The following is a 22,238-nucleotide window of genomic DNA, read 5'->3' on the forward strand; positions in this document are numbered from 1 at the left end:
TATGGACAGCGTATTGCCAGAATTTGAACATACTTATTCTTTAAAACCGCATTGGCAACAAAAATATGTTGATGAATTGGGATGTACTATAACTGATGATAAAGTGATGCATTTTCCTAAAGAAATTGTAGACGGAACTCTTTATTTTACAGAAATCTCCCCAGATGTGTCTGTAGTAGTTATTGATGTAGTTTTACAAAAAGAAATGCGATTTACCCGATTAAAGTCAGAGGAGGAATTTTGGATTATATATTATGATTTGAGTGATAATTTTAATAGTCATGTGGTAAATGATGTAAAGCATAGAATAGGGTATACCTCTAAACTTGGTTTCGGAATTGTAGACAGTCAGATAAGCAGTTCCTATGAAGCTAAAGTAGGAGATAGAGCTTATTCACTCAGACTATTCATAAAAAAGGATGCTGTTAAAGCTTTTTTGAAAAGGAAAAGATTGAAAAGGGGTTTAAGAATATTTTGATAACAATAAGAAAAAACTATTTTTTTACGGGCATATTGATAGTAGGAGCAAAGTACTGCTTCATGATCTGAAGCAATATAATATGGAAAGCTTTAATTATGAGTTTCTTTTAAAAAATGCTACCTATACTTTATTGGGATATTTTTATGAAAGACTAAGAGATGACAGTTCTACTATGAAATCATTGTTTGAAAAAGATGTCGTTGCTGTTATGAAAAGCCAGGATTTTTTATTATCAGATCTTCTAATTCCTTTTCCAGGAATAATAAAATTAGCTGAAATTGCTAATATGTCAGTTTCTAAATTTTCAAGTCTGTATAAAAACATATACGGAAAAAGCCCTGCTTTGTTTTTTAAAATTGAAAAATTAGAATTAGCCAATGAACTTTTAGCAAAAGGGGATTTTAGCTCAATTGGTGATTTAGCTTATACATTAGGATATAGTAAAGTAGCTTATTTTTCTTCTATTTATAAAAATCACTTTGGCGTTTTGCCTGATATTGTTTAGATATAATTGCCTTTAAAAAAACGATTTACTCTGATAAAAACCTTCCAATCCTATTGATTCGAAGGTTTTTTTATTATCACCTTGGCACTTCTATAGTATTAATTAAGTCTTCTGGTACCAATTTCATGGCTTTAATTAGAGATTAAAAGGAAAAGGTATATGTAGTTTTGCACCTGAATTTAAGTATAACTAGTACACTATTTCTTTACTCACTTATAGTTTTTGTAAGTATGATAATAGAGTCATTAATATTTTTTTTATGAAATATCTTTCATATAATTACAAAGTAAGATTGTTTTTTTAGTGCCGTTTATAGCGCTATTTCCAATAATAAGTGAGGCACAGGAAGTACAGAAGATAAGACGGATAAATCCAAATATCCCCTATACTTTTAGCAGTGAGAACAGTACTTATGCTTATCTTAAAGAAGGGACTGTTGTTCCTGCTCTTAGTGCAGATCATGCAGTGAGTTATGAGCTTCCCATAGGATTTCCTTTTCAATTGGGATGTGATTTTTATACTGGTTTTTATGCTAGCTCTAATGGAACACTATCTTTTAATAATTCTTTTATTGGTGAAAATAATACTAGCTATATATTGTCAATGAGCCGTTATGCTAATTTAACTTTATTGGCTCCTTTATGGGATGATTTAAATGGAGATCACGGTATTTTTTCATACAAAACGGAAGGTATCGCACCCAATCGGGTCTTTACTGCGGAGTGGAAAAACTGGAAGTGGTACTATAATGCATCTTCTGCTGTAATCTCTTTTCAGGTTAAATTGTATGAAGGAAGCAATGCCATAGAATATGTTTATAATCAGGAGCCAACACCCAATACAATAGAAGCATCTGCTTCTATTGGAATATATAATGATAACACTTTGAATGCAGAAGCGAAACAATTATGGCTCAATAATACTAGCGAGAGCCCAGTGGCCTCTACAAGCATTACCGAGAATATCAATGTACGTCCAGCAAGCGGGCAGCTCTATCGTTTTACTCGTAATGATACAAATGTAAGTTGTGATGGAGTTGATTATTATGGGCAGACTATAATAAACCCAAAGGGTGGGACAAATGCAAATGATGGACTCAGGATTATCCTATCGGGTGCTGCAAATATGCAAATTCGAAGAAATGGAAAAGGTCAGGTATATAATCCTGCTAACAATTTATCATATGGTACTACGCGTCCATATAATGTTCCAGGAACTACCACTCACGGTGTAGTGCTTGCTGTAGGAAATTCTTATTTTACAGGAGGGATGTTGAAACCTGCATCTGTCACAGAGCAACAATTAGAGGTGGTTAGTAGTACACCACAAAATAGTATCGAATCTTCTCCGGGGCACTTTGTAAATGAAATTAAACTGGCTGCTGTTAAAAATGGTTTAAGGTACTATTTAACAGTAAAATATGTTTACAATTTTCCAGAAAATGATTTTTACATGGATTATACTGTAACTATACCAGAAGGCAATACCGAAGAAGTTAAATTGGCTCATGGTTGGGATACTTATTTACAAGGTAATGATAGAGGGCCAGGGTTTATATCTGGGACTGCTCCTAATTTGGTGGTTGGAGTAAAGAGAGAACCTTCCTATGAGGCTTTTGAGTTTTTAGAAGGGATACCTTGGAGTGGTTATTTTTCTGCTTATTATAGCTTATTAAATAGTGATTTAGGAAGTGAAATGACTTTTAAAAATACGATAGATTCTGATCCTAATACAGATAATGGTATCGGAATTTCAATGAATTTTGGGAAGATTCCAGGAAGTTTTACCAGTAGTAACAAACTGGTTTTTGCTTGTGAAGCGGGAGATGTAGCACCAGCTTTAGCAGATAGAGGAGGTATTTGCCAAGGTGGAGTTTTAAACTTAAATAGTCTTATTACATCTCCAACGCCTCCAGGTACAGTTTTAATCTGGAAAGATTCAAAAGACGAAGACGTTGCAGATCCTACAACGGTGACAACAGAAGGAACGTATAAAGCTTATTATCATTCTGTAAAATACGATTGTGATTCTCCTACTGCCGCTACTGTTGTTACACATGATACTAGCTGTGGGGTTTGTTATAGACCTGGTGCTGATACAGGCACAGAAGCAGGTTCTTTAACGGTTATTTCTACGCTGGATCGAAAAAATCATCCTGCAGTAAATCCAAGAAATGGAGCTTTAATTTTAGAGTCTAAAGAAAAAGGTTTTGCCATTAGTAAAGTTGCTTCACCAGAAACAGCAATTGCTACTCCCGTCGAAGGGATGCTTGTTTTTGATACGACTAGCAATTGTTTAAAATTGTACAACGGTATCAGTTGGAATTGTATTGAGCAAACATGTGTTGATAATGATTGATGGAGCTGATTGAATTGTAGTTTGTTTTTGCTTTTTATTTAACACCTATGTGCACTATAGATAAGTGAAACGTCTAATTTTAGCTAAAGTAAGCTATGTTCTTAATGTGTTAAAAATAACAAACCAATCCAAACCTCGTCAGTAATACTGGCGAGGTTTTTTTATTAAGTTGGTTTAAAAATACTGCGACGAATAGTAAAGCTTATAATGCATGTTTTATAATTTTTATTAGACTGTAAAAAAAACAGGTATGTGTAATTTTGCGCCCCAAATTAATCATATCGTGAATATTAAGTATGCTTCCTGCAAGTGGATAGTCATATTATTTTATTCCTAATGATTTAGACAACTAAACAGATAAAAATAAAAATTAAAAGAAATGATGAAAAAATTACTTACTGTACTAAATTTACTTGCTTTCATAGCTATTTTTGGTCAAACTGGTATCGGTACACATACGCCCGAAGGGGCTCTGGATATCACTTCTCCTAGTAAGGATTGGGGTTTAGTGCTTCCTCATGTTGATCAGGCAGAAAATACCAAGAATCCTACAGGGAAAGCCGTGAAAAAAGGAACTATTGTTTATGATTTGGAAGAGAACTGTATTAGGTATTTTAATGGTTCAGAATGGAGCGGATGTATAGTAGCACCAATTCCTATTAAATTAGAATGTGGTTCAGCTGTTTTAAACAAAAATATTATTGTTAATTATCCAGTAGCTACCGGGACAACTGTTTCTATTCCTTATTTTAATAAAGAAGAGAGTATTAGTTATGATGAAATTACTATTCAATCTAAGGGTGTAACTGGGTTAAAGGCTGTTCTATCTTCAGGTTCTATTAAAAAAGGTGCTGGTAATTTGGTCTTTTCTATTTCAGGAATGCCTTCTGCAGAAGGGGTGGCTAAATTTCCTTTGAGAATAGCAGGAGTAGATTGTGAATTTGTTATTACTGTAAAGTATTATACAGCAATTGAAGTTCCGGCTATAACTAATCTTAGTTGCGATCAGAAAGATCAATTAAGTAATACTGGCTTAATTGGTAAACATATAATAAATGGACAAGAAGTGATGGTCAATTATACTTTTTCAAATGCCTACACCTATACTACTTCATTATCTCATTGTGATGTAACTACAATAGCTAATAGTATATGGTTGGGAGGGAGGAATAGCATTGGTACCATTTTGATTACCTTTTCCCGTCCTGTAACGAATGTAGGAATCGCTTTTACAGGTGCAGACCCAGGTGAAGTGGTTGCTTTTACGACTAATAGAAAACAAGCTGTTGAACTAAAAAAGAGTGGTTCTTGTGCAAACTATTTCAGCATAACAGATAATAAGATAAAATACACTGGTAATAATGTAGGTGGAAATCTTACAGTAGGAGGAGTATGGTTTACAGAGCTAAAATTGGAACATAACGGAGCAGGAGACGGAGCAGTATTTAGTTTCTGTTTAAATAGCAGTGATGGGCTGTAGTATTTTATTAAATTTTCACCTAATACATAGTTCCGAAGTTTTTTTATGAAAAGTAGGTAAATATCTTTTTTGCCCCACAATAGCAAACCAATCCAACCTCGTTAGTAATACTGACGAGGTTTTTTTATTAAGTTGGTTTAAAAATACTTCGACGAATAGTAAAGCTTATAATGCATGTTTTATAATTTTTATTAGACTATAAAAAAAACAAGTATAATTAATTTTGCGCCCCAAATTAATCATATCGTGAATATTAAGTATGTTTCCTGCAAGTGGATAGTTATATTGTTTTATTCCTAATGATTTAGACAACTAAACAGATAAAAATAAAAATTAAAAGAAATGATAAAAAAATTACTTACGGTATTAAATCTACTTGCTTTTATTGCTGTTTTTGGTCAGAGTGGTATTGGTACACATACGCCCGAAGGGGCTCTGGATATCACTTCTCCTAGTAAGGATTGGGGTTTAGTGCTTCCTCATGTTGATCAGGCAGAAAACACCAAGAATCCTACAGGGAAAGCCGTGAAGAAAGGAACTATTGTTTATGATTTGAAAGAGAACTGTATCCGATATTTTAATGGCACAGAATGGAGCGGATGCATATTGGCACCTATTCCTAGTCTATTAGAGTTGAACTGTAGTGCGGTGGTTGTAAATCAGGATATTATTGCTAATTACCCAATCGGTGGCGGAACAACCGTTTCTATCCCTTATTCTAATGCAGGAGAAGCTTTTGATTATGGAGAGATTGCTATTTTATCGAAAAATATAATCGGATTGAAGGCTGTTCTTCCTTCGGGATCTATCCAGAAAGGTTCTGGTAGTCTGGTCTTTTCTATTATAGGAACGCCTTCTACGTCCGGGGAGGCAAAATTTTATTTGAATATAGGAGGAGTAGATTGTGAATTTGTTGTTATAGCAAAGAATTATACAGATACTGAAGTTCCTATAGCGGATTTGACTTGTGGACTAAATGAACAATTAAATATAACTACATTAAAAGGCGAACATATAATAAACGGAAAAGAAGTAACTGTTACTTATGACGGTTCAAATATAAAGTCTATTTACGAAAGTGATTATAACTGTAGTGCAGCTGTAGTAGCTAATGGTTTCTGGTTAGGATATGGTGGACCTAGTACTCTCGTTATTCGCTTCTCTCGTCCAGTAACAAATGTAGGAATCGCTTTTAAAGGAACACAAACTGAAGAAGAGTTTACCTTTACAATAAATAACAATCACTCCATTCAACTAAAAACTAACAGTTCTTGTCAAGAGAAAATCAACATAACTGATAATAGAATAAGTTTCATAGGAGGAATAGGAGCTATAGGAGGAAATATTACTGTAGGAGGCAAATGGTTTACAGAGTTAACAATCAAACATAATGGACAAATAAATGGTTCAGTTTTTGGTTTTTGTTTAAATAACAGCGATGCGCTGTAGTATTTTATCTAACACATAGCAACATAGATTTCTATAATATTTTAAATTGTAGAAAAAGAAATATCTTATTAAACCAATCCAACCTCGTTAGTAATACTGGCGAGGTTTTTTATCACCTTGATTTAAAAACAGCTCTACCAATAATATTTCTTCTAGTGCTAGTTTTATGGCTTTAATTGCAGATTAAAAGAAATAGGTATTGTAATTTTGCACCTTAAATTAAAACGTAACCCCAACGCTAATGATTACTCGCTTGTAGTATTTTATAATCTTGAAAATAGAGTTATTAGTATAAACATTTTTCATGAAATACCTTTTATACAATAATAAAACAAGATTCTTTTTTTAGTGACTTTAATAGTAGTGTTATTTCCAATAAAAAGTTTCGCTCAGGAAGCACAGAAGATGGGGCGGGTAAATCCAAATATTCCCTATACTTTTAGTAGTGAGAGAGGTGATTATATTTATCTTGACAGAGGAACTATTGTTCCAAAACTTAGTGCCACTGATGCTGTGAGTGATCGATTGCCTATAGGTTTTTCTTTTCAATTTGGATGTGAAACATATTCAAATTTTTATGCTAGTTCTAACGGAACGTTATCTTTTAATTATGCATTTAATAATGCTTCTAATTCTGGGCGTTCGTTGACTCCAACTAATTTAACTTTATTAGCTCCATTCTGGGATTATTTACATGGTGGTAATGGTGTTTTTTCATACCGTACCACAGGCGTGGCTCCCAATCGGGTTTTTACTGCGGAGTGGAAAAACTGGAAAGCATATTGGGATGTAGCAGCTATGATCTCTTTTCAGGTTAAATTGTATGAAGGAACTAATAGTATAGAATATGTTTATAATCAGGAACCAACATCCAATACAAATATTCCTACCGGTGTTTCTATTGGTATGTTTAACGGCAACAGTTTTAATGCAGCAGCCAAACAACTATGGCTCAACAACAGCAGCGAGAACCCTACAGCCTCTTTAAATTTTACTGAGAATATTTTTATACGTCCAGCAAGTGGACAGGTATATCGTTTTACTCATAATGACGATGATGCCAGTTGTGAGGTTTTTTTTTATGGTCAGACCATGATAAACAAAACTGGAGGAACAAATGAAAATGATGGACTCAGGATTACTTTATCGGGTGCTGCAAATATGCAAGTCCGAAGAAAAAATGTAAATCAGATAAGTAACTCCAATAACAACTTATTGATAGGAACTTCAAATCCATATGGACCTACAGGGTCTAGTCACGGTGTGGTACTTGCAGTGGGGAATACCTATTTTGCAGGAGGAGCATTGAGACCAGAGGATGGAAGTAAAACAATGTTAAGTGTTGTTAGTAGTACGGAGCAAAGCCGTATCGAATCCCCTTCGGGGCATTTTGTAAATGAAATTAAACTAGCTGCTGTCAAAAATGATTTGACCTATTATTTGACAATAAAATATGTTTACGATTTCCCTGAGAATTATTTTTTATAGATTATATACGGTGACTATCCCAGAAGGAAATACCGAAGAAGTTAAATTGGCTCATGGTTGGGATACTCATATGCAAAATAACAAAAGTCTAGGGCCAGGGTTTGTAACAGGAGTTGCTCCCAATTTAGTTGTTGGAGCAAAGATGATAGGAGGAGCTTCCTATGAAGCTTTTGAGTATATAGGAGGTGTACCCTGGAGTGGTTATTTTTCTGCTTATTATATCTTAATGCCTTATAATTTAGGACGTGATATGACTTTCAAAAATACTGTAAACCCTGATGTTAATATCGATAATGGTCTAGGGATTTCAATGAATTTTGGGAGTATTCCAGGTAGTTTTACCAGTAGTAACAAATTGTTTTTTGCTTGTAGTGCAGGAGATGTAGCACCAACTTTAGTCAATGGGGCAGTAATTTGTCAAGATGAGGTTTTAAATTTAAATAGTCTTATTACATCTCCAGCCCCTCCACCAGATGTGGCTGTAGTCTGGAAAGATGCAAAAGGAGCAGTAGTTACAGATCCTACAGCGGTAACTAAAGCAGGAAAGTACACTGTTTATTATTATTCTGCAAAATACTATTGTATTTCACCTACTGCTAGTATTGATATTGTATATGACAGCTGTGGAATCTGTTATAAACCAGGGGTTACTACTGGAACAGAAGCAGGTTTTCCTTTAGCCGTTATTTCTATGCTGGACCGAAAAAATCATCCTGCCATAAATCCAAGAAATGGAGCTTTGATTTTAGAGTCTAAAGAAAAAGGCTTTGTGATTAGTAGGGTTGCTTCACCAGAAACAGCAATCGCTGTTCCAGTCGAAGGGATGCTTGTTTTTGATACGATAAGCAATTGTTTGAAATTGTACAATGGTATCATTTGGAATTGTATTGAGCAAACATGTGTTGGTGAACACCAATAACGAATTTTGCTTGTGGTGTAGAGAATCAATTAAACTATGCTACACTAAATGGCAAACATATGTTAGATGGAAAAGAAGTAACAGTTACTTATACGGCAATGACAAGCAGCCCATTCAACTAAAAAGCAATAGTTATTGTCAAGAAAATATCAACATAACGGATAATAAAGTAAGTTTCAATGGAATAAGATTAGGAGGGAATATTACTGTAGGTGGAGGATGGTTTACAGAACTAACATTTCAACATAACGGAGAAGGAGCTGGTTCGTTAATTAATTTCTGTTTAGATAATGCTGTTGTTCAATGATCTAGAGATTAATTTACACTACTCTTTATAAAAAAATCCAATCCTAATAATTTATTGATTGGATTTTTTTTATAAATTTAATCATGTATTTTTTTAATATTTGTATCGGTTCTAGTAGCTACAATTTAAAATTAAGGCTTATAGTGGCAGTTTTATAGTTTTAAATAAAATAAATAAAAAAGAAGATTAACTACTTTTACCCCGAATTTTTAACCGACCATTTGTTAGTTTAATTAAAAGTAGTAATACATCAAAAGTAATGTAGCGAAAGAGCCAATACAGAATTTTGTTTTGAACCGCTGTCCCTATTTTGGTCTTACTTCTTTCATAACAATTTTGGTTTTGTGAAGCATAGAATTTTTTATATTTAAGGTGTAATTATTTGTTTATGAAAGTAATAGATCATGATTTTGATAGCAATCGAGATCCGCTTGCAGTGATAGCAGATGCTGTAGGAGGAGTTGTTGATGGTAACATTGTAAGAGGAGATAATGAGATATATAAAGGATCGTATTCATTTTTTAACATTGAAGAAGGGGTTCTGGCTGTATTAATTGATGTAAGCTATAAAAAGACACTGTTTTTAAAACACAAGAATAGAACTAATAATGATGGCGTAATTTTATATTTTTATCTATTAAGTACTGATATTGATTTTTTTTTGAATAAAAAAGCGATACAATTCGGAAAACTAGATTATAATTTCATCATGCTAGATGGCGCATTAGATATAGATTACATCGTTAAAAAAGAAACCCATATCTATGGTGTTTGTGTTGTTGTAAAAAAAGATACTTTTAAAGAATATATAAATAAGATTTGTAAAATTAAAGAGGATGTCGTTTTTGATATTAAAAGAACGTAATTATTAACATAGACAGAATGAGTTATCGAAGTCTGGATTTAATAAAAAAATTCAGGAAAACTGCACCAGATACACCATACTATGAGATGAATTTTAAGGCATTGGTTTATGCCTTACTAAATAATTATTTAGAGCAGTTAAAGACAAAAAAAATGATCCTTGGCAAAGCTGTTAATGATGATATAAAAAGAATAATTATTTCTAAAAAATTCATGCAAAAAAATAATGAGAGGGAATTTCCTGGGATTGATTTTTTGGCTGCCAAAGCATTAATGTCTATTTCTAAATATAAAAAAATGTTTACTAAGACTATAGGTGTCTCTCCTGCAGTATATTTTTCTGATAGTAAATTAGAAAAAGCAAAAGAGTTCATAGAAACAAAACAATATACTGTCGAAGAAATTTCAATTAAATTAAATTACTCCAGTGCTTCTTATTTAACTAGAAGGTTTACCAAAAGATATGGAGTTTCTCCAAAAGAATACCAAAATTTATTATAAGTTATACTAATACTTATTTGAAAAAAAATCCCAATCATAAATTGTTTATTGATTGGGATTTTTTTATCAAGTTAATTGTGTGTATTTTCAAAATACTTCAAGCGGCTCTATTAGTTGTATAATTTAAAACTAAACAAAATAAATTATGGCTTATAATGCATGTTTTATAATTTTTATTAGAAAGTAAAAGAAAGTAGCATATGTAGTTTTGTAGCTCAAATTAGAACAGAATCCCAATACTAATGATTACTCACTTTTATACTCTTGAAAATAGAGTCAGTAATATTAATTTTTTTATGAAATATCTTTTATACAATTATAAAGTAAGACTCTTTTTTTTAGTGCTGTTTGTAGCGCTATTTCCAATAATGAGTGAGGCACAGCAAGCGCAGAAGGTAAAAAGAGTAAATCCAAATATCCCCTATACTTTTAGCAGTAAGAGTAGTGCCTATAAATATCTTGATGGAGGTACTGTTGTTCCTGCTCTTAGTAAAGATGATGCAGTGAGTGGTAAGCTTCCCATAGGTTTTCCTTTTCAATTGGGATGTGATTTTTACTCCGATTTCTATGCTAGTTCTAATGGTACGTTATCTTTTAATGATCCTTTTGTTAGTATGAATAATGGGAGCTATATATTGTCAATGAGTCGTTATGCTAATTTAACTTTATTGGCTCCTTTATGGGATAATTTAAATGGAGATCGCGGTATTTTTTCATACAAAACTACTGGTACAGCACCAAATCAGGTCTTTATTGCGGAGTGGAAAAACTGGAAGTGGTTCTACAATGCAACTTCGGCTGTAATCTCTTTTCAGGTTAAATTATATGAAGGGAGCAATAGAATAGAATATATTTACAATCAGGAACCATCACCCAATACGTCTGGATCAGCTTCTATTGGTATCTTTAATGCCAATACTTTAAATGCAGAAGCGAAACAATTATGGATCAATAATACTAGCGAGAGCCCAGTAGCTTCTACAAGCATTACCGAGAATATCAATATACGCCCGGCAAGCGGACAGGTATATCGTTTTACTCGTAATGATACTGATGCTAGTTGTGATGGAGTTGTTTATTATGGACAGACTATAATAAATCCAAATGGTGGGACAAATGCAAATGATGGACTTAAGATTATCCTATCGGGTGCTGCAAATATGCAAATTATAAGAAATGGAAAAGGTCAAATACATAAACCTGATAACTACTTACCATATGGTACTACGAATCCATATAATGTTACAGGACCTGGTGCTCATGGTGTAGCGCTTGCTGTAGGGAATTCTTATTTTACAGGAGGGGAATTGGTACCCGTATATGGTGAAGATCAGCGATTGGAAGTTGTAAGTAGTACACAACAAGGAGCTATCGAATCTACTCCTGGGCATTTTGTTAATGAAATTAAACTGGCTGCTGTGAAAAATCGATTGACGTACTATTTAACAGTAAAATATGTTTACAATTTGCCAGAGAATAATTTTTACATAGATTATACCGTAACTATACCAGAAGGCAATACTGAAGAAGTTAAATTGGCTCATGGTTGGGATACTTTTTTACAAGGCTCTGATAGTGGACCAGGGTTTGTACTAGGAACAGCTCCTAGTTTGGTGGTTGGAGTAAAAAGGGAACCTTCATTTGAAGCTTTTGAGTTTGTAAAAGGCATACCCTGGAGTGGTTATTTTTCTGCTAATTACGGTTCATTAAATACTGATTTAGGATGGGATACGACATTTAAAAATACTATAGATCCTGATCCTACTACGGATAATGGTATAGGGATTTCAATGAATTTTGGGAAGATCCCAGGAAGTTTTACCAGTAGTAACAAACTGGTTTTTGCTTGTGAAGCGGGAGATGTAGCACCAGCTTTAGCCAATAAGGGAGGTATTTGCCAAGGCATGGTATTAGATTTAAATAGTCTTATTATATCTCCAACGCCTCCAGGTTCAGTTATAGTTTGGAAAGATTCAAAAGACGAAGTCGTTGCAGATCCTACAACAGTGATTACAGAAGGTACGTATAAAGCTTATTATCATTCTGTAAAATACGATTGTGATTCTCCTGTTGCCACTACTGTTGTTAAACAGGATACTAGCTGTGGAATCTGTTATAAACCTGGTGTTGTTACAGGTACACAAACAGGTTCTCCTTTAGCGGTTATTTCTACGCTGGATCGAAAAAATCATCCTGCCGTAAATACAAGAAGCGGAGCTTTAATTTTAGAGTCTAAAGAAAAAGGTTTTGTCATTAGCAGGATTGCTTCACCAGAAACAGCCATTGCGGTTCCGGTAGAAGGGATGCTTGTTTATGATACGACAAGCAATTGTTTAAAGTTGTATAATGGTATCATTTGGAATTGTATTGAGCAAACATGTGTTGATAATGATTAATTGAAGTCTTGGAATTGAAGTTTACTATTGTTTTTATTTAACACCTATAGGCATTATAAATAAGTAAAACGCCTAATTTGAGCTAAAGAAAACTATGTTTTTATGATTAACTCTTATACAAATAATAAGGCTTCTAGTGCTAGTTTTATGGCTTTAATTTCAGATTTAATAAAAGGAGTATATGTAATTTTGCTTTTAATTAAAACTTAGCCTGAAACTAATGTTGTGATTAATTAAATTTTAACCTAACACATAAAAACATGGGTTCTATATACAATTAAAACATACAAAAATGGTAGCGCCATTGGGGATAGTGGTGTGTATGGTAAATAGAATTTACAAATATTGATTGTGATAGAATCTGTTAGATTTTAATTGTCAAGCTTTTGCTTAACAACTAGTATTATAGATTCTAAATATAATCAAAGGCAGCCAAAAGGAATACATTTTTTTCACATTGTAGGTAGAACGATGTGATTGATAAACAAATGGGAAGTCTATTATTAGTAAAAACCATGTTTTTATGTGTTAAATTATTACATCCAAATGAGAATGGTTTTTATCTAACACATAGAAATATAGATTCTATTTTATAATTAAAGGATGCAAAAAGAAACACGTTTCTTTCACATAGAAGAGCTATGCGTTTTTTAAAATAAGTGAAACGCCTATTATACAGTTAAAAAAAGCGATGTCTCTATGTGTTGAAAATAATTTACGATAGGGTGAATAAGTATATAAAGTAAACATATAAAAAATGAAAAATATAGTATTTATAATTCTGATGCTAGGATCAGGATTAGCAGCAAATGCCCAAATGGCAATTGGTAAACACCAGGTAGAAGGCTCAGGAATAGTAGATTTTGGTGCTAAAGGTATTTCAGGAATCGTTTTGCCGTGGGTAACCACCATACCTACTGGAGATGCTTTAACTTCAGGATTATTGATTTATAATGCGATTCAGAAAAAAGTGATGTATTATAATGGTACGGATTGGGTTGATTTGTCTATACATGCTGGAGCAGTAAATTTAACAGAGCAAGATGCAATTCCAGAAGTAGCTGGAGGAACTGTTATAGGAGCTTTGAGTAGCCCAGTAAAAGGGGTACTTGTATTAGAAACAACTGATAAGGCTGTAATACTACCTAAAGTAGCTTCGCCACATTTAAATATTATTAAGCCTATGGCAGGAACAATTTGCTATGACACGAATAAAAAAATGATGTGTGTTTATAATGGCACTGAATGGTCATTTTGGAAATAAATACCAGATCATAAACAATTCTATCGTCAAAAAAATTTCAGGTACGTGGTATCTGGGATTTTTTTGACGATATTGCTGTTAAATGCCTTTTTTTGAAACATTCTACACTTTAAAAATTGCACCATTTTTGATTTCATGACTGTTTAGCTACGCAAACTCACTCGATATTAAAAATAAATAATTTCAAGAACTTGATTTTTAGATGATTATTCTAAAAAAATAAGTGAGTAGATGTGTGTGCCCTGATATTTTATTATCTGCTTATTTAGCATATACTTTGCATTCAAAAAAATTATGAATATTCTTTATAGGATAATGTAGCATAATTTAAATGTTGAATAGATGTAGTTTTTATTTAATTGACATCCAGTCTTAATTCATTAAATAAACAAAGTATTGCTAATATTAAATTATTTATTTTATGAAATATCTTTTATACAATTACAAAGCAAGATTAATTTTTTTAGTGCTGTTTGTGGTGTTATTTCCAATAATAAGTGAGGCACAGGAAGCACAGAAGACATGGAGAATAGATACAAATATACCCTATACTTTTAGCAGTGAGAGTAGTGTCTATAAATATATTGATGGCGGAATTATTGTTCCAAGTCTTAGTGCTGATGATGCGATAAGTTCTTGGCTCGATATAGGGTTTCCTTTTCAATTTGGATGTGAGACCTATACTCGTTTTTATGCTAGCTCTAATGGAATATTTACTTTTAATTATCGTTTAATTGGTCCAGTTAATGAAAATTCTCCATTGAGTTCATGGGATTCAAATATAACTTTATTGGCTCCTTTATGGGATGATTTGAATGGAGAAGGCGGTACTTTTTCATACAAAACTATAGGTACGGCACCTAATCGGATTTTTACTGCGGAGTGGAAAAACTGGAAGTGGTTACATGTTACATCTCCGCCTGTAATTTCCTTTCAGGTTAAGTTGTATGAAGGAACTAATACTATAGAATATGTTTATAATCAGGAAACATCAAACAAAGCTAACGCATCTGCCTCTATAGGTATGTTTAATGAAAACACTTTAAATGCGGCGGCTAAACAATTATGGCTGAATAATAGCAGCAAAAATCCTGTAGCTTCAATAAATTTTACTGATACTATTAATACAAGTCCAGCAAGTGGACAGGTGTATCGTTTTATTCGTAATGATACTGATGACAGTTGTAAAAAGGACTATTATGGACAGACAATAATAAACCCAAAGGGTGGAAAAAATGTAAATGATGGACTTCGGATTACCTTATCTGGTAGTGCCAATATGCAAATTCGTAAATTTGGCTCGGGTCAGATATTTAATACATATAATGAGGTGTTGTATGGTACTTCAATACCTTATGAAGGTCCAGCACGTTCAGTTTCTAGTATTCATGGTGTGGTGCTTTCAGTAGGGAACACTTATTTTTCAGGAGGTACATTGACGCCTTCAGGTACAACAAAGTTAGAAGTTGTTAGTAGTACGCAACAAAGTTTAATTGAATCTCCTGTAGGGCACTTTGTGAACGAAATTAAATTGGCGGCTGTTAAAAATGATTTGACCTATTATTTGACAATAAAATATGTTTACGATTTCCCTGAGAATTATTTTTTTATAGATTATACGGTTACTATACCAGAAGGAAATACCGAAGAAGTTAAATTGGCTCATGGCTGGGATTCTTACTTTGTAGGTGGAAAAGAAGAGCCGGGGTTTGTATCTGGAACAGCTCCTAACTTGGTCGTTGGAGTAAAAAGACCTTCCCCCTATGCTTACTATCAGGCTTTTGAGTATATAGGAGGTGTACCTTGGAGTGGTTATTTTGCTGCTCATTACAATTTATTAAATATTGATTTAGGAAGGGATATGACTTTTAAAAACACTATAAATCCTGGTCCTTCTAATAATGGTATAGGAATTTCAATGAATTTTGGAAAAATCCCAGGTAGTTTTACTAGCAGTAACAAACTGGTTTTTGCTTGTAATGCAGGAAATGTGGCGCCAGCTGTAGCTAATAAAGGAGGGATTTGCCAAGGTATGGTACTGGATTTAAACAGTCTTATTACATCTTCAACACCTCCCGGTGCGGTAGTAGTTTGGAAAGATGCAAAAGGAGCAGTCGTTACAGATCCTATAACCGTGACTACAGCAGGAACATATACAGTTTATTATCATTCTGAAAAGTACAACTGTGATTCTCCTACTGCCACTATTGTAGTTAAACAGGATACTAGCTGTGGAGTTTGTTATAAACCGGGGGTTGTTAATGGTGCACAAACAAGTTCTCCTTTAGCGGTTATTTCTACGCTGGATCGAAAAAATCATCCTGCAGTAAATCCAAGAAACGGAGCTTTAATTTTAGAGTCTAAAGAAAAAGGCTTTGCTATTAATAAGGTTGCTTCACCAGAAACAGCTATTGCGGTTCCAGTAGAAGGGATGCTGGTTTATGATACGACAAGCAATTGTTTAAAGTTGTATAATGGTATCATTTGGAATTGTATTGAGCAAACATGTGTTGACAATAATTAATTGAATTCTATTGAGTTGTATTTTGTTATTGTTTTTATCTAACACATAGAAACATAGATTTTCTATATAAATAATTAAAGGATACTAAAAGAAACACGTTTCTTTCGCATAGTAAAGCTATGCGTTTTGTAAATAAGTGAAACGCCTATTATACAGTTAGAAAAACTATGTCTCTATGTGTTGAAAATAATTTTGTTCAATGAGTTTTGTACATAAGTTTTTGCTTAACATAAGGTAATATAGATTCTATATATAATTAAAAGCAGCCAAAAGGAATACATTTCTTTCACATTGCAGGTAGAACGATGTGCTTGATAAACAAATGGGAAGTCTATCATTAGTAAAAAACCATGTTTTTATGTGTTTAATTATTACATCCAAATGAGAATGGTTTTTATCTAACACATAGAAACATAGATTCTATTTTATAATTAAAGAATGCAAAAAGAAACACGTTTCTTTCACATAGAAGAGCTATGCGTTTTGTAAATAAGTGAAATGCCTATTATACAGTTAAAAAAGCGATGTCTCTATGTATTGAAAACAATTTTGTTTAATGAGTTTTGTACATAAGCTTTTGTCTAACATATAGAGACATAGATTTCTATATAAATAATTAAAGGGAGCTAGAAGAAACCCGTTTCTGTCACATAGTTGAGCTATGTGTTTTGTAAATAAGTAAAACGCCTATTATACAGTTAGAAAAACGATGTCTCTATGTGTTGAAAATAATTTACGATAGGTGGATAAGTATATAAATTAAACGTATAAAAAATGAAAAATATAGTATTTATAATTCTGATGCTAGGATCAGGATTAGCAGCAAATGCCCAAATGGCAATTGGTAAACACCAGGTAGAAGGCTCAGGAATAGTAGATTTTAGTACCGGAGGGGTTTCAGGAATCGTTTTGCCTTGGGTAACCACCATACCTACAGGAAAAGCTTTGTCTCCAGGAGTTTTGATTTATAATGCTATTGAAAAAAAAGTGATGTATTATAATGGTACGGCTTGGGTTGATTTGTCTATACATGCTGGAGCAGTAAATTTAACAGAACAAGATGTAATTCCAGAAGTAGCTGGAGGAACAGTTGTAGGCGCTTTGAGTAGCCCAGTAAAAGGGGTACTTGTATTAGAAACAACTGATAAGGCTCTAATACTGCCTAAAGTAGCTTCGCCACATTTAAATATTGTTAAACCTATGGCAGGGACAATTTGTTATGACACGAATAAAAAAATGATGTGTGTTTATAATGGTACTGAATGGTCATTTTGGAAATAAGTACGAGATATGTAGCAATTTCATATTGCTTTGTTGAAATCTCTGGTATGTAATATCGGAGATTTTTTTTGGCTGTAAAGTTTTTTTTAATAGAGGAAAATAAAAATATTCCGATTGCCATCGAGATATTTTATACTTAGCCTTTGATATACAAGCACGGAAAATCTAGACATAAACTGAGGTGCTCTAAATCTAAATCAGCATAACATAATTCTCAGTCAGTATGCCATAATTCTAAACCCGACTGCTCTAAATTTAAACCCGCATGACATAACTCTCAGTCGGCATGACATAATCCTAAACCCGATCACTATAATTCTAAATATGCATGACATAATTCTAAACCAGAACGATATAATTCTAAACAAGCACACAATAATTCTAAAATAGTATACTCTAAAACTAAATATAATAATAAACAACCTTGTTGCTGTCGCAACAAGGTTGTTTGCGGAATAACTAGTTCTTTCCGTAGCTAAAGCATACTCATTCGTGGTTATTCTAATTTCAAAATTGGGTTGCTTTTTTTGTTTACAGTTATACTATATCTTTTTTCTTGTAAATTCTATACCACTGATTTGTGTATATTCTGGACTGGTTGCTCCAAATAGTGATTTTACATACTTTTTAACCTCTAGTGCTATGTCAACTATTCCATCATCTTTTGCATATAATGTTTTGTCTCTTTTTATTCTTGAATTGCTTATTTGTGCGTAGGCTGTTCCTACTTCGTTGTTTTTAGTCGTTAATGCGTTTATTTTGGTCGCTATCGTTGCCGTTTTTAATAGGGTTTCATTTGGTGTGTAACTTGATTCTGAAAGCAATACAGCATTTAAACCTGCTAAGTGCTGAATTTGTTGGTCATACGATAATTGACTTGAAGATATTGTATTGGGTACTGGTGCATTTGAATCGATAGGAACAGTTATTTTTGATGCTCTTTTGCCTTGTATTTTGCGGTTGAAACTCTTGGCATCTTTTATTTTCTCGGGTAATGCGTCTGTAGTTTCGAATGAATTAATTAATCGTGTTGCTAATTTTTTTATATCGCTAAATTCAGTAAAGCGTTCGTTTACTTTATTGTTGTAAGTGGTATTATGCGTTATAACAATAGCTAAATCTGTTTGTGCTGTTGCGTGTTTCGTAATTAGGTTTGCTAATTGCAGTTTTGATTTTGTGGGGTCATATATTTTTCCGTAACCTGTAACAAATGAAATTAATGATTGAAAATTGCTTACATTTTTTGCGTGACCTGTTTCTGATGTAGATGCCATACTGTTTATTTTTTATAAAATTTAACTTACGAATATATAAAATTTTTCAGACTTATTGAAATAATAAGACTGTTAAATTATATAGCTGAATCTAATTTTTTTGACTAAAACCTTTTTTGTTGCTCTATTACAAACCTCTTGCTAAAACTAGAACCTTAGCCATAGATCCTATTTCAAATCCAGTATCTATAACCCAGTTACCTACAATTCTAAATTTATAAAAAGTAAGTAATACGCTGTAGGTAATGGTAATAGCTATGTTGACTGTAGTTTTAATCCAATAGATAAAATTATGGCTTTTTACGAAGAGAAAATAGCTCTTTATGAGCGTATGCTGAAAGATAAAGAGGAAATGATGTTGAGGTTAGGGAAATTGCTCTAGATGAAACAGAGAGAATCTAAAAGATTCATAAAACGCTAAAAAAGGAGTGTCTTTTTGTATTATAACAGTATAGACTACTATCCAAATCATAAGTTATTTTATAAAACAACAACTTGTAGCCTGATAAAAAAATCCAATCAATAATATGATTGGATTTTTTGTTTGTAAAGTAGGCTTTTTTTAATACTTTTTATTCCCTGATTTTAATATGATTAAAGTATACAAAAAGAACTAGATTTCTTTCACATTCTTCGATAGTGATATCAGGGATTTTTTAGACGATATTGCTGTTAAATGCCATCTTTTGGAATATTCTACACGTTTAAAATCGCACTCTTTTTGATTTTATGACTGTTTAGCTACGCAAATTCACTCGATATCAAAAAAAAAAACCTCAAAATCTTGATTTATAGATTGTTATTCTGAAAAAATAAGTGGGTAGATGTGTGTACCCTGATATTTTTTTCTCTGCTTATTTAGCATGTACTTTGCATTCACAAAAATTATGAATATTCTTTTAGGATAATGTAGCATAATTTAAATGTTGAATCGATGTAGTTTTTATTTAATTGACACCCAGTCTTAATTCATTAAATAAACAAAGTATTGCTAATATTAAACTATTTATTTGATGAAATATCTTTCATATAATTACAAAGCAAGATTAATTTTTTTAGTGCTGTTCGTAGTACTATTTCCAATAATAAGTAAGGCACAGCAAGCGAAGCAAATCAATGCGAATACTCCGTATGAGTTTAGCAGTGGGAGCGTTGCCTATACTTATCTTAACGGAGGAACAGTTGTTCCTGCTCTTAGTGCTGATCAGGGAGTGAGTAGTATGCTGCCCATAGGGTTTCCTTTTCAATTAGGTTGTGATTTTTATTCTGATTTTTATGCTAGTTCCAATGGAACACTCTCGTTTAACAATCCTTTTATTGACCCGCTTAATGGTAACTATATATTGTCATTGAGCCGTTATACAAATTTAACTTTATTAGCTCCTTTATGGGATGATTTAAGTGGAGAAGGTGGTGTTTTTTCGTACAAAACGACAGGTGTGGTACCCAATAGAATCTTTATTGCCGAATGGAAGAACTGGAAGTGGTATTATAATGCAACTTCGGCCGTAATCTCTTTTCAGATTAAGTTGTATGAAGGAAGCAATACGATAGAATATGTTTATAATCAGGAGCCAACGCCCAACACAACTAGCGTATCTGCCTCGATTGGTATATTTAACGGAAACATTCTAAATACAGAAGCTAAACAATTGTGGCTCAATAACAGCAGCAAAAATCCGGTTGCTTCTATAAATTTTACTGATACTATCACTATACGACCTGCCAGTGGACAGGTCTATCGTTTTACCCATAAAGACAATGATACCAGTTGTAAAACGGCTAGTATGGCCAAAAAATAATAAACAAAACTGGCAGAATAAATGCGAATACAGGAATGGAAGTAATTAATAGTATAAAATTTGTGAAACTTTAAATAATCGAAAACAATGAAAATCACACATTATATCAACACATATGAATCTGTTAAAAATCGAATGTCATTACTCAAAAAAATAGGTCTAATAACAATTTTATCACTTATCGGATTTGTATCAAATGCTCAGACAGGAATTGGAACTCACATGCCAGACTCCTCTGCAAAATTAGATATAGTTGCTACTGATAAAGGAGTGCTGCTTCCTAAAGTTACTTTAAAAGGGGAGACAGATCAGCTTTCTATTGCAGGAGGAAAAGCAGCTACATCGCTTTTGGTTTATAATACGGGTCTAGAGCCTGATTTTCCTATTAAAGGGTTTATGTTCTGGAATGGTTCTAGATGGAGATTACTCACAGATGTTACTACAATAAAAGCTAAAATAGAGGGAGTATTAATTAGTAAAAGTGCGGTACTTATTCCAAATTCATATACTGCAGGAGTAGATTATAATGGCGTCTTAGAAATTATGTATAATGGAGGTAATGGAGGTTATTATTCCGAAGGAGAATCGTACGAGTACAATGGTCTTCATTTTACATTACAAGCAGGGCAGGCTACTAGTACTGGTAAACTCATCTACATCGTTACAGGAAAGCCTAAAGTAAGTAACCCTACTTCAATAGACAATGTCCCAATCCGCTTTTCAAATGACATTTTAGGACATATGAATATTGAAGGAACAAATACTACAAGTATAGCTCAATACACTTTACATAAAAGTATTGTAATTTCACAAAATTTAACAGGGGAAAATATAGGTGCAAATAATGGATACGGAGGAACTAAATTAGAGTGGCGTAAAGATGATAATACGAAAATACAAAGTATAAAATTACCAGAAACAGGAGCCTATGTTTTTTCTTTCCGGCTATATGGTCCAGTATCAGGAACCTCTCCCAATGCAGCTCCTTTTTACATAAGCGCATTAAAACAAGGAGGAGAAGCACCATTAGACCGGCCAACTGATACATTATTAGACATTGCAGAATTAACCCTGGTTAAACCAAATAACTATAGCAATTATACTTATTCTATAAATTTAACAGCTGCAGGTCAAGCTGGTGACCTCATTTACTTTAAGATGTCAGGAGCTAAAGGGACTTTATTAACTTGGAGTCTATCCAATGGAAGTGATGGTATTGATTATAATACCCTGGCAAACAGAACATCAATGATTTTTTGGAAACTATAAATTAATTTCAAAAAAATCAAGTAATAGCTTTAGAGGGAAAGAACCTAAGTATCGCGTGTCATTAGCTAAGAAAACG

At 33.0% G+C, this 22,238-nt stretch carries 17 protein-coding genes and 1 pseudogene; 17 read left to right on the plus strand and 1 reads right to left on the minus strand.

The genetic code is table 11. The features are described 5' to 3' along the window. Position 1: 1 nt before the first annotated feature. From EAG11_RS06030 to EAG11_RS06095, 14 genes are all read left to right on the plus strand, one after another. A complete protein-coding gene (locus EAG11_RS06030) occupies positions 2-478 on the plus strand; it encodes a hypothetical protein (protein WP_129538369.1) in 477 nt (158 codons plus the stop codon). 82 nt (positions 479-560) lie between these two features. Further along, the gene (locus EAG11_RS06035; RefSeq protein WP_129538370.1) at positions 561-986 is read left to right on the plus strand and encodes an AraC family transcriptional regulator; all 426 of its coding nucleotides are present in this window, start codon (positions 561-563) and stop codon (positions 984-986) included. Positions 987-1,289: 303 nt separating this feature from the next. Continuing rightward, on the plus strand, positions 1,290-3,344 hold the full coding sequence (locus EAG11_RS06040; protein WP_129538371.1) for a hypothetical protein: 2,055 nt from the start codon (positions 1,290-1,292) through the stop codon (positions 3,342-3,344). 379 nt (positions 3,345-3,723) lie between these two features. Next, positions 3,724-4,824 carry a hypothetical protein gene (locus tag EAG11_RS06045; RefSeq protein ID WP_129538372.1) on the plus strand — a complete coding sequence of 367 codons (1,101 nt, stop codon included), beginning with the start codon at positions 3,724-3,726 and terminating at the stop codon, positions 4,822-4,824. A 342-nt stretch (positions 4,825-5,166) separates the two neighbouring features. Continuing rightward, positions 5,167-6,273 (plus strand): hypothetical protein, encoded by a 1,107-nt coding sequence (locus EAG11_RS06050; RefSeq protein ID WP_129538373.1) that lies wholly within the window; start codon positions 5,167-5,169, stop codon positions 6,271-6,273. A 348-nt stretch (positions 6,274-6,621) separates the two neighbouring features. Beyond that, the gene (locus EAG11_RS06055) at positions 6,622-7,761 is read left to right on the plus strand and encodes a hypothetical protein (protein WP_129538374.1); all 1,140 of its coding nucleotides are present in this window, start codon (positions 6,622-6,624) and stop codon (positions 7,759-7,761) included. After that, positions 7,727-8,680 (plus strand): hypothetical protein, encoded by a 954-nt coding sequence (locus tag EAG11_RS06060; protein ID WP_129538375.1) that lies wholly within the window; start codon positions 7,727-7,729, stop codon positions 8,678-8,680. Before EAG11_RS06055 ends, EAG11_RS06060 begins: the two co-directional genes overlap by 35 nt. A 10-nt stretch (positions 8,681-8,690) precedes the next feature. Beyond that, positions 8,691-8,987, plus strand: a complete 297-nt coding sequence (locus EAG11_RS06065; protein ID WP_129538376.1) for a hypothetical protein — start codon at positions 8,691-8,693, stop codon at positions 8,985-8,987. A 388-nt stretch (positions 8,988-9,375) separates the two neighbouring features. After that, positions 9,376-9,852: a hypothetical protein gene (locus EAG11_RS06070; RefSeq protein ID WP_129538377.1), complete on the plus strand. Its 477-nt coding sequence runs from the start codon at positions 9,376-9,378 to the stop codon at positions 9,850-9,852. Positions 9,853-9,938: 86 nt separating this feature from the next. Further along, positions 9,939-10,352, plus strand: a complete 414-nt coding sequence (locus EAG11_RS06075) for an AraC family transcriptional regulator (protein WP_164998662.1) — start codon at positions 9,939-9,941, stop codon at positions 10,350-10,352. A 296-nt stretch (positions 10,353-10,648) separates the two neighbouring features. Next, a complete protein-coding gene (locus EAG11_RS06080) occupies positions 10,649-12,748 on the plus strand; it encodes a hypothetical protein (RefSeq protein ID WP_129538379.1) in 2,100 nt (699 codons plus the stop codon). 757 nt (positions 12,749-13,505) lie between these two features. Next, entirely contained in the window at positions 13,506-14,012 is a 507-nt protein-coding gene (locus EAG11_RS06085; protein ID WP_129538380.1) for a hypothetical protein, read from the plus strand. Between the two features lie 421 nt (positions 14,013-14,433). After that, on the plus strand, positions 14,434-16,536 hold the full coding sequence (locus tag EAG11_RS06090) for a hypothetical protein (protein WP_129538381.1): 2,103 nt from the start codon (positions 14,434-14,436) through the stop codon (positions 16,534-16,536). A gap of 774 nt (positions 16,537-17,310) precedes the next feature. Further along, entirely contained in the window at positions 17,311-17,817 is a 507-nt protein-coding gene (locus EAG11_RS06095) for a hypothetical protein (protein ID WP_129538382.1), read from the plus strand. A gap of 542 nt (positions 17,818-18,359) precedes the next feature. Here the strand turns inward: EAG11_RS06095 and EAG11_RS06100 are convergent. Further along, positions 18,360-19,091, minus strand: a complete 732-nt coding sequence (locus EAG11_RS06100; RefSeq protein ID WP_129538383.1) for a hypothetical protein — start codon at positions 19,089-19,091, stop codon at positions 18,360-18,362. 268 nt (positions 19,092-19,359) lie between these two features. Between EAG11_RS06100 and EAG11_RS22110 the strand changes: the two are divergent. The 3 genes and pseudogenes from EAG11_RS22110 to EAG11_RS06115 all read left to right on the plus strand — a co-directional run. Continuing rightward, positions 19,360-19,473: pseudogene (locus EAG11_RS22110) on the plus strand (XRE family transcriptional regulator); the annotation flags it as partial. Between the two features lie 631 nt (positions 19,474-20,104). Continuing rightward, positions 20,105-20,893, plus strand: a complete 789-nt coding sequence (locus EAG11_RS06110; RefSeq protein WP_129538384.1) for a hypothetical protein — start codon at positions 20,105-20,107, stop codon at positions 20,891-20,893. Positions 20,894-20,980: 87 nt separating this feature from the next. Continuing rightward, positions 20,981-22,162: a hypothetical protein gene (locus EAG11_RS06115; protein ID WP_129538385.1), complete on the plus strand. Its 1,182-nt coding sequence runs from the start codon at positions 20,981-20,983 to the stop codon at positions 22,160-22,162. Positions 22,163-22,238: the final 76 nt, after the last annotated feature.

This window comes from Flavobacterium sp. 140616W15 (genome assembly GCF_003668995.1).
Lineage (GTDB): Bacteria > Bacteroidota > Bacteroidia > Flavobacteriales > Flavobacteriaceae > Flavobacterium.

Excerpts from the sequence above, each read along its gene's own strand:
- EAG11_RS06030 (WP_129538369.1), top strand. The coding sequence starts at position 2 with ATGGACAGCGTATTGCCAGAATTTGAACATACTTATTCTTTAAAACCG.
- EAG11_RS06035 (WP_129538370.1), top strand. The coding sequence starts at position 561 with ATGGAAAGCTTTAATTATGAGTTTCTTTTAAAAAATGCTACCTATACT.
- EAG11_RS06045 (WP_129538372.1), top strand. The coding sequence starts at position 3,724 with ATGATGAAAAAATTACTTACTGTACTAAATTTACTTGCTTTCATAGCT.
- EAG11_RS06050 (WP_129538373.1), top strand. The coding sequence starts at position 5,167 with ATGATAAAAAAATTACTTACGGTATTAAATCTACTTGCTTTTATTGCT.
- EAG11_RS06060 (WP_129538375.1), top strand. The coding sequence starts at position 7,727 with ATGTTTACGATTTCCCTGAGAATTATTTTTTATAGATTATATACGGTG.
- EAG11_RS06070 (WP_129538377.1), top strand. The coding sequence starts at position 9,376 with ATGAAAGTAATAGATCATGATTTTGATAGCAATCGAGATCCGCTTGCA.
- EAG11_RS06075 (WP_164998662.1), top strand. The coding sequence starts at position 9,939 with ATGAATTTTAAGGCATTGGTTTATGCCTTACTAAATAATTATTTAGAG.
- EAG11_RS06080 (WP_129538379.1), top strand. The coding sequence starts at position 10,649 with ATGAAATATCTTTTATACAATTATAAAGTAAGACTCTTTTTTTTAGTG.
- EAG11_RS06085 (WP_129538380.1), top strand. The coding sequence starts at position 13,506 with ATGAAAAATATAGTATTTATAATTCTGATGCTAGGATCAGGATTAGCA.
- EAG11_RS06090 (WP_129538381.1), top strand. The coding sequence starts at position 14,434 with ATGAAATATCTTTTATACAATTACAAAGCAAGATTAATTTTTTTAGTG.
- EAG11_RS06095 (WP_129538382.1), top strand. The coding sequence starts at position 17,311 with ATGAAAAATATAGTATTTATAATTCTGATGCTAGGATCAGGATTAGCA.
- EAG11_RS06100 (WP_129538383.1), bottom strand. The coding sequence starts at position 19,091 with ATGGCATCTACATCAGAAACAGGTCACGCAAAAAATGTAAGCAATTTT.
- EAG11_RS06110 (WP_129538384.1), top strand. The coding sequence starts at position 20,105 with ATGAAATATCTTTCATATAATTACAAAGCAAGATTAATTTTTTTAGTG.
- EAG11_RS06115 (WP_129538385.1), top strand. The coding sequence starts at position 20,981 with ATGAAAATCACACATTATATCAACACATATGAATCTGTTAAAAATCGA.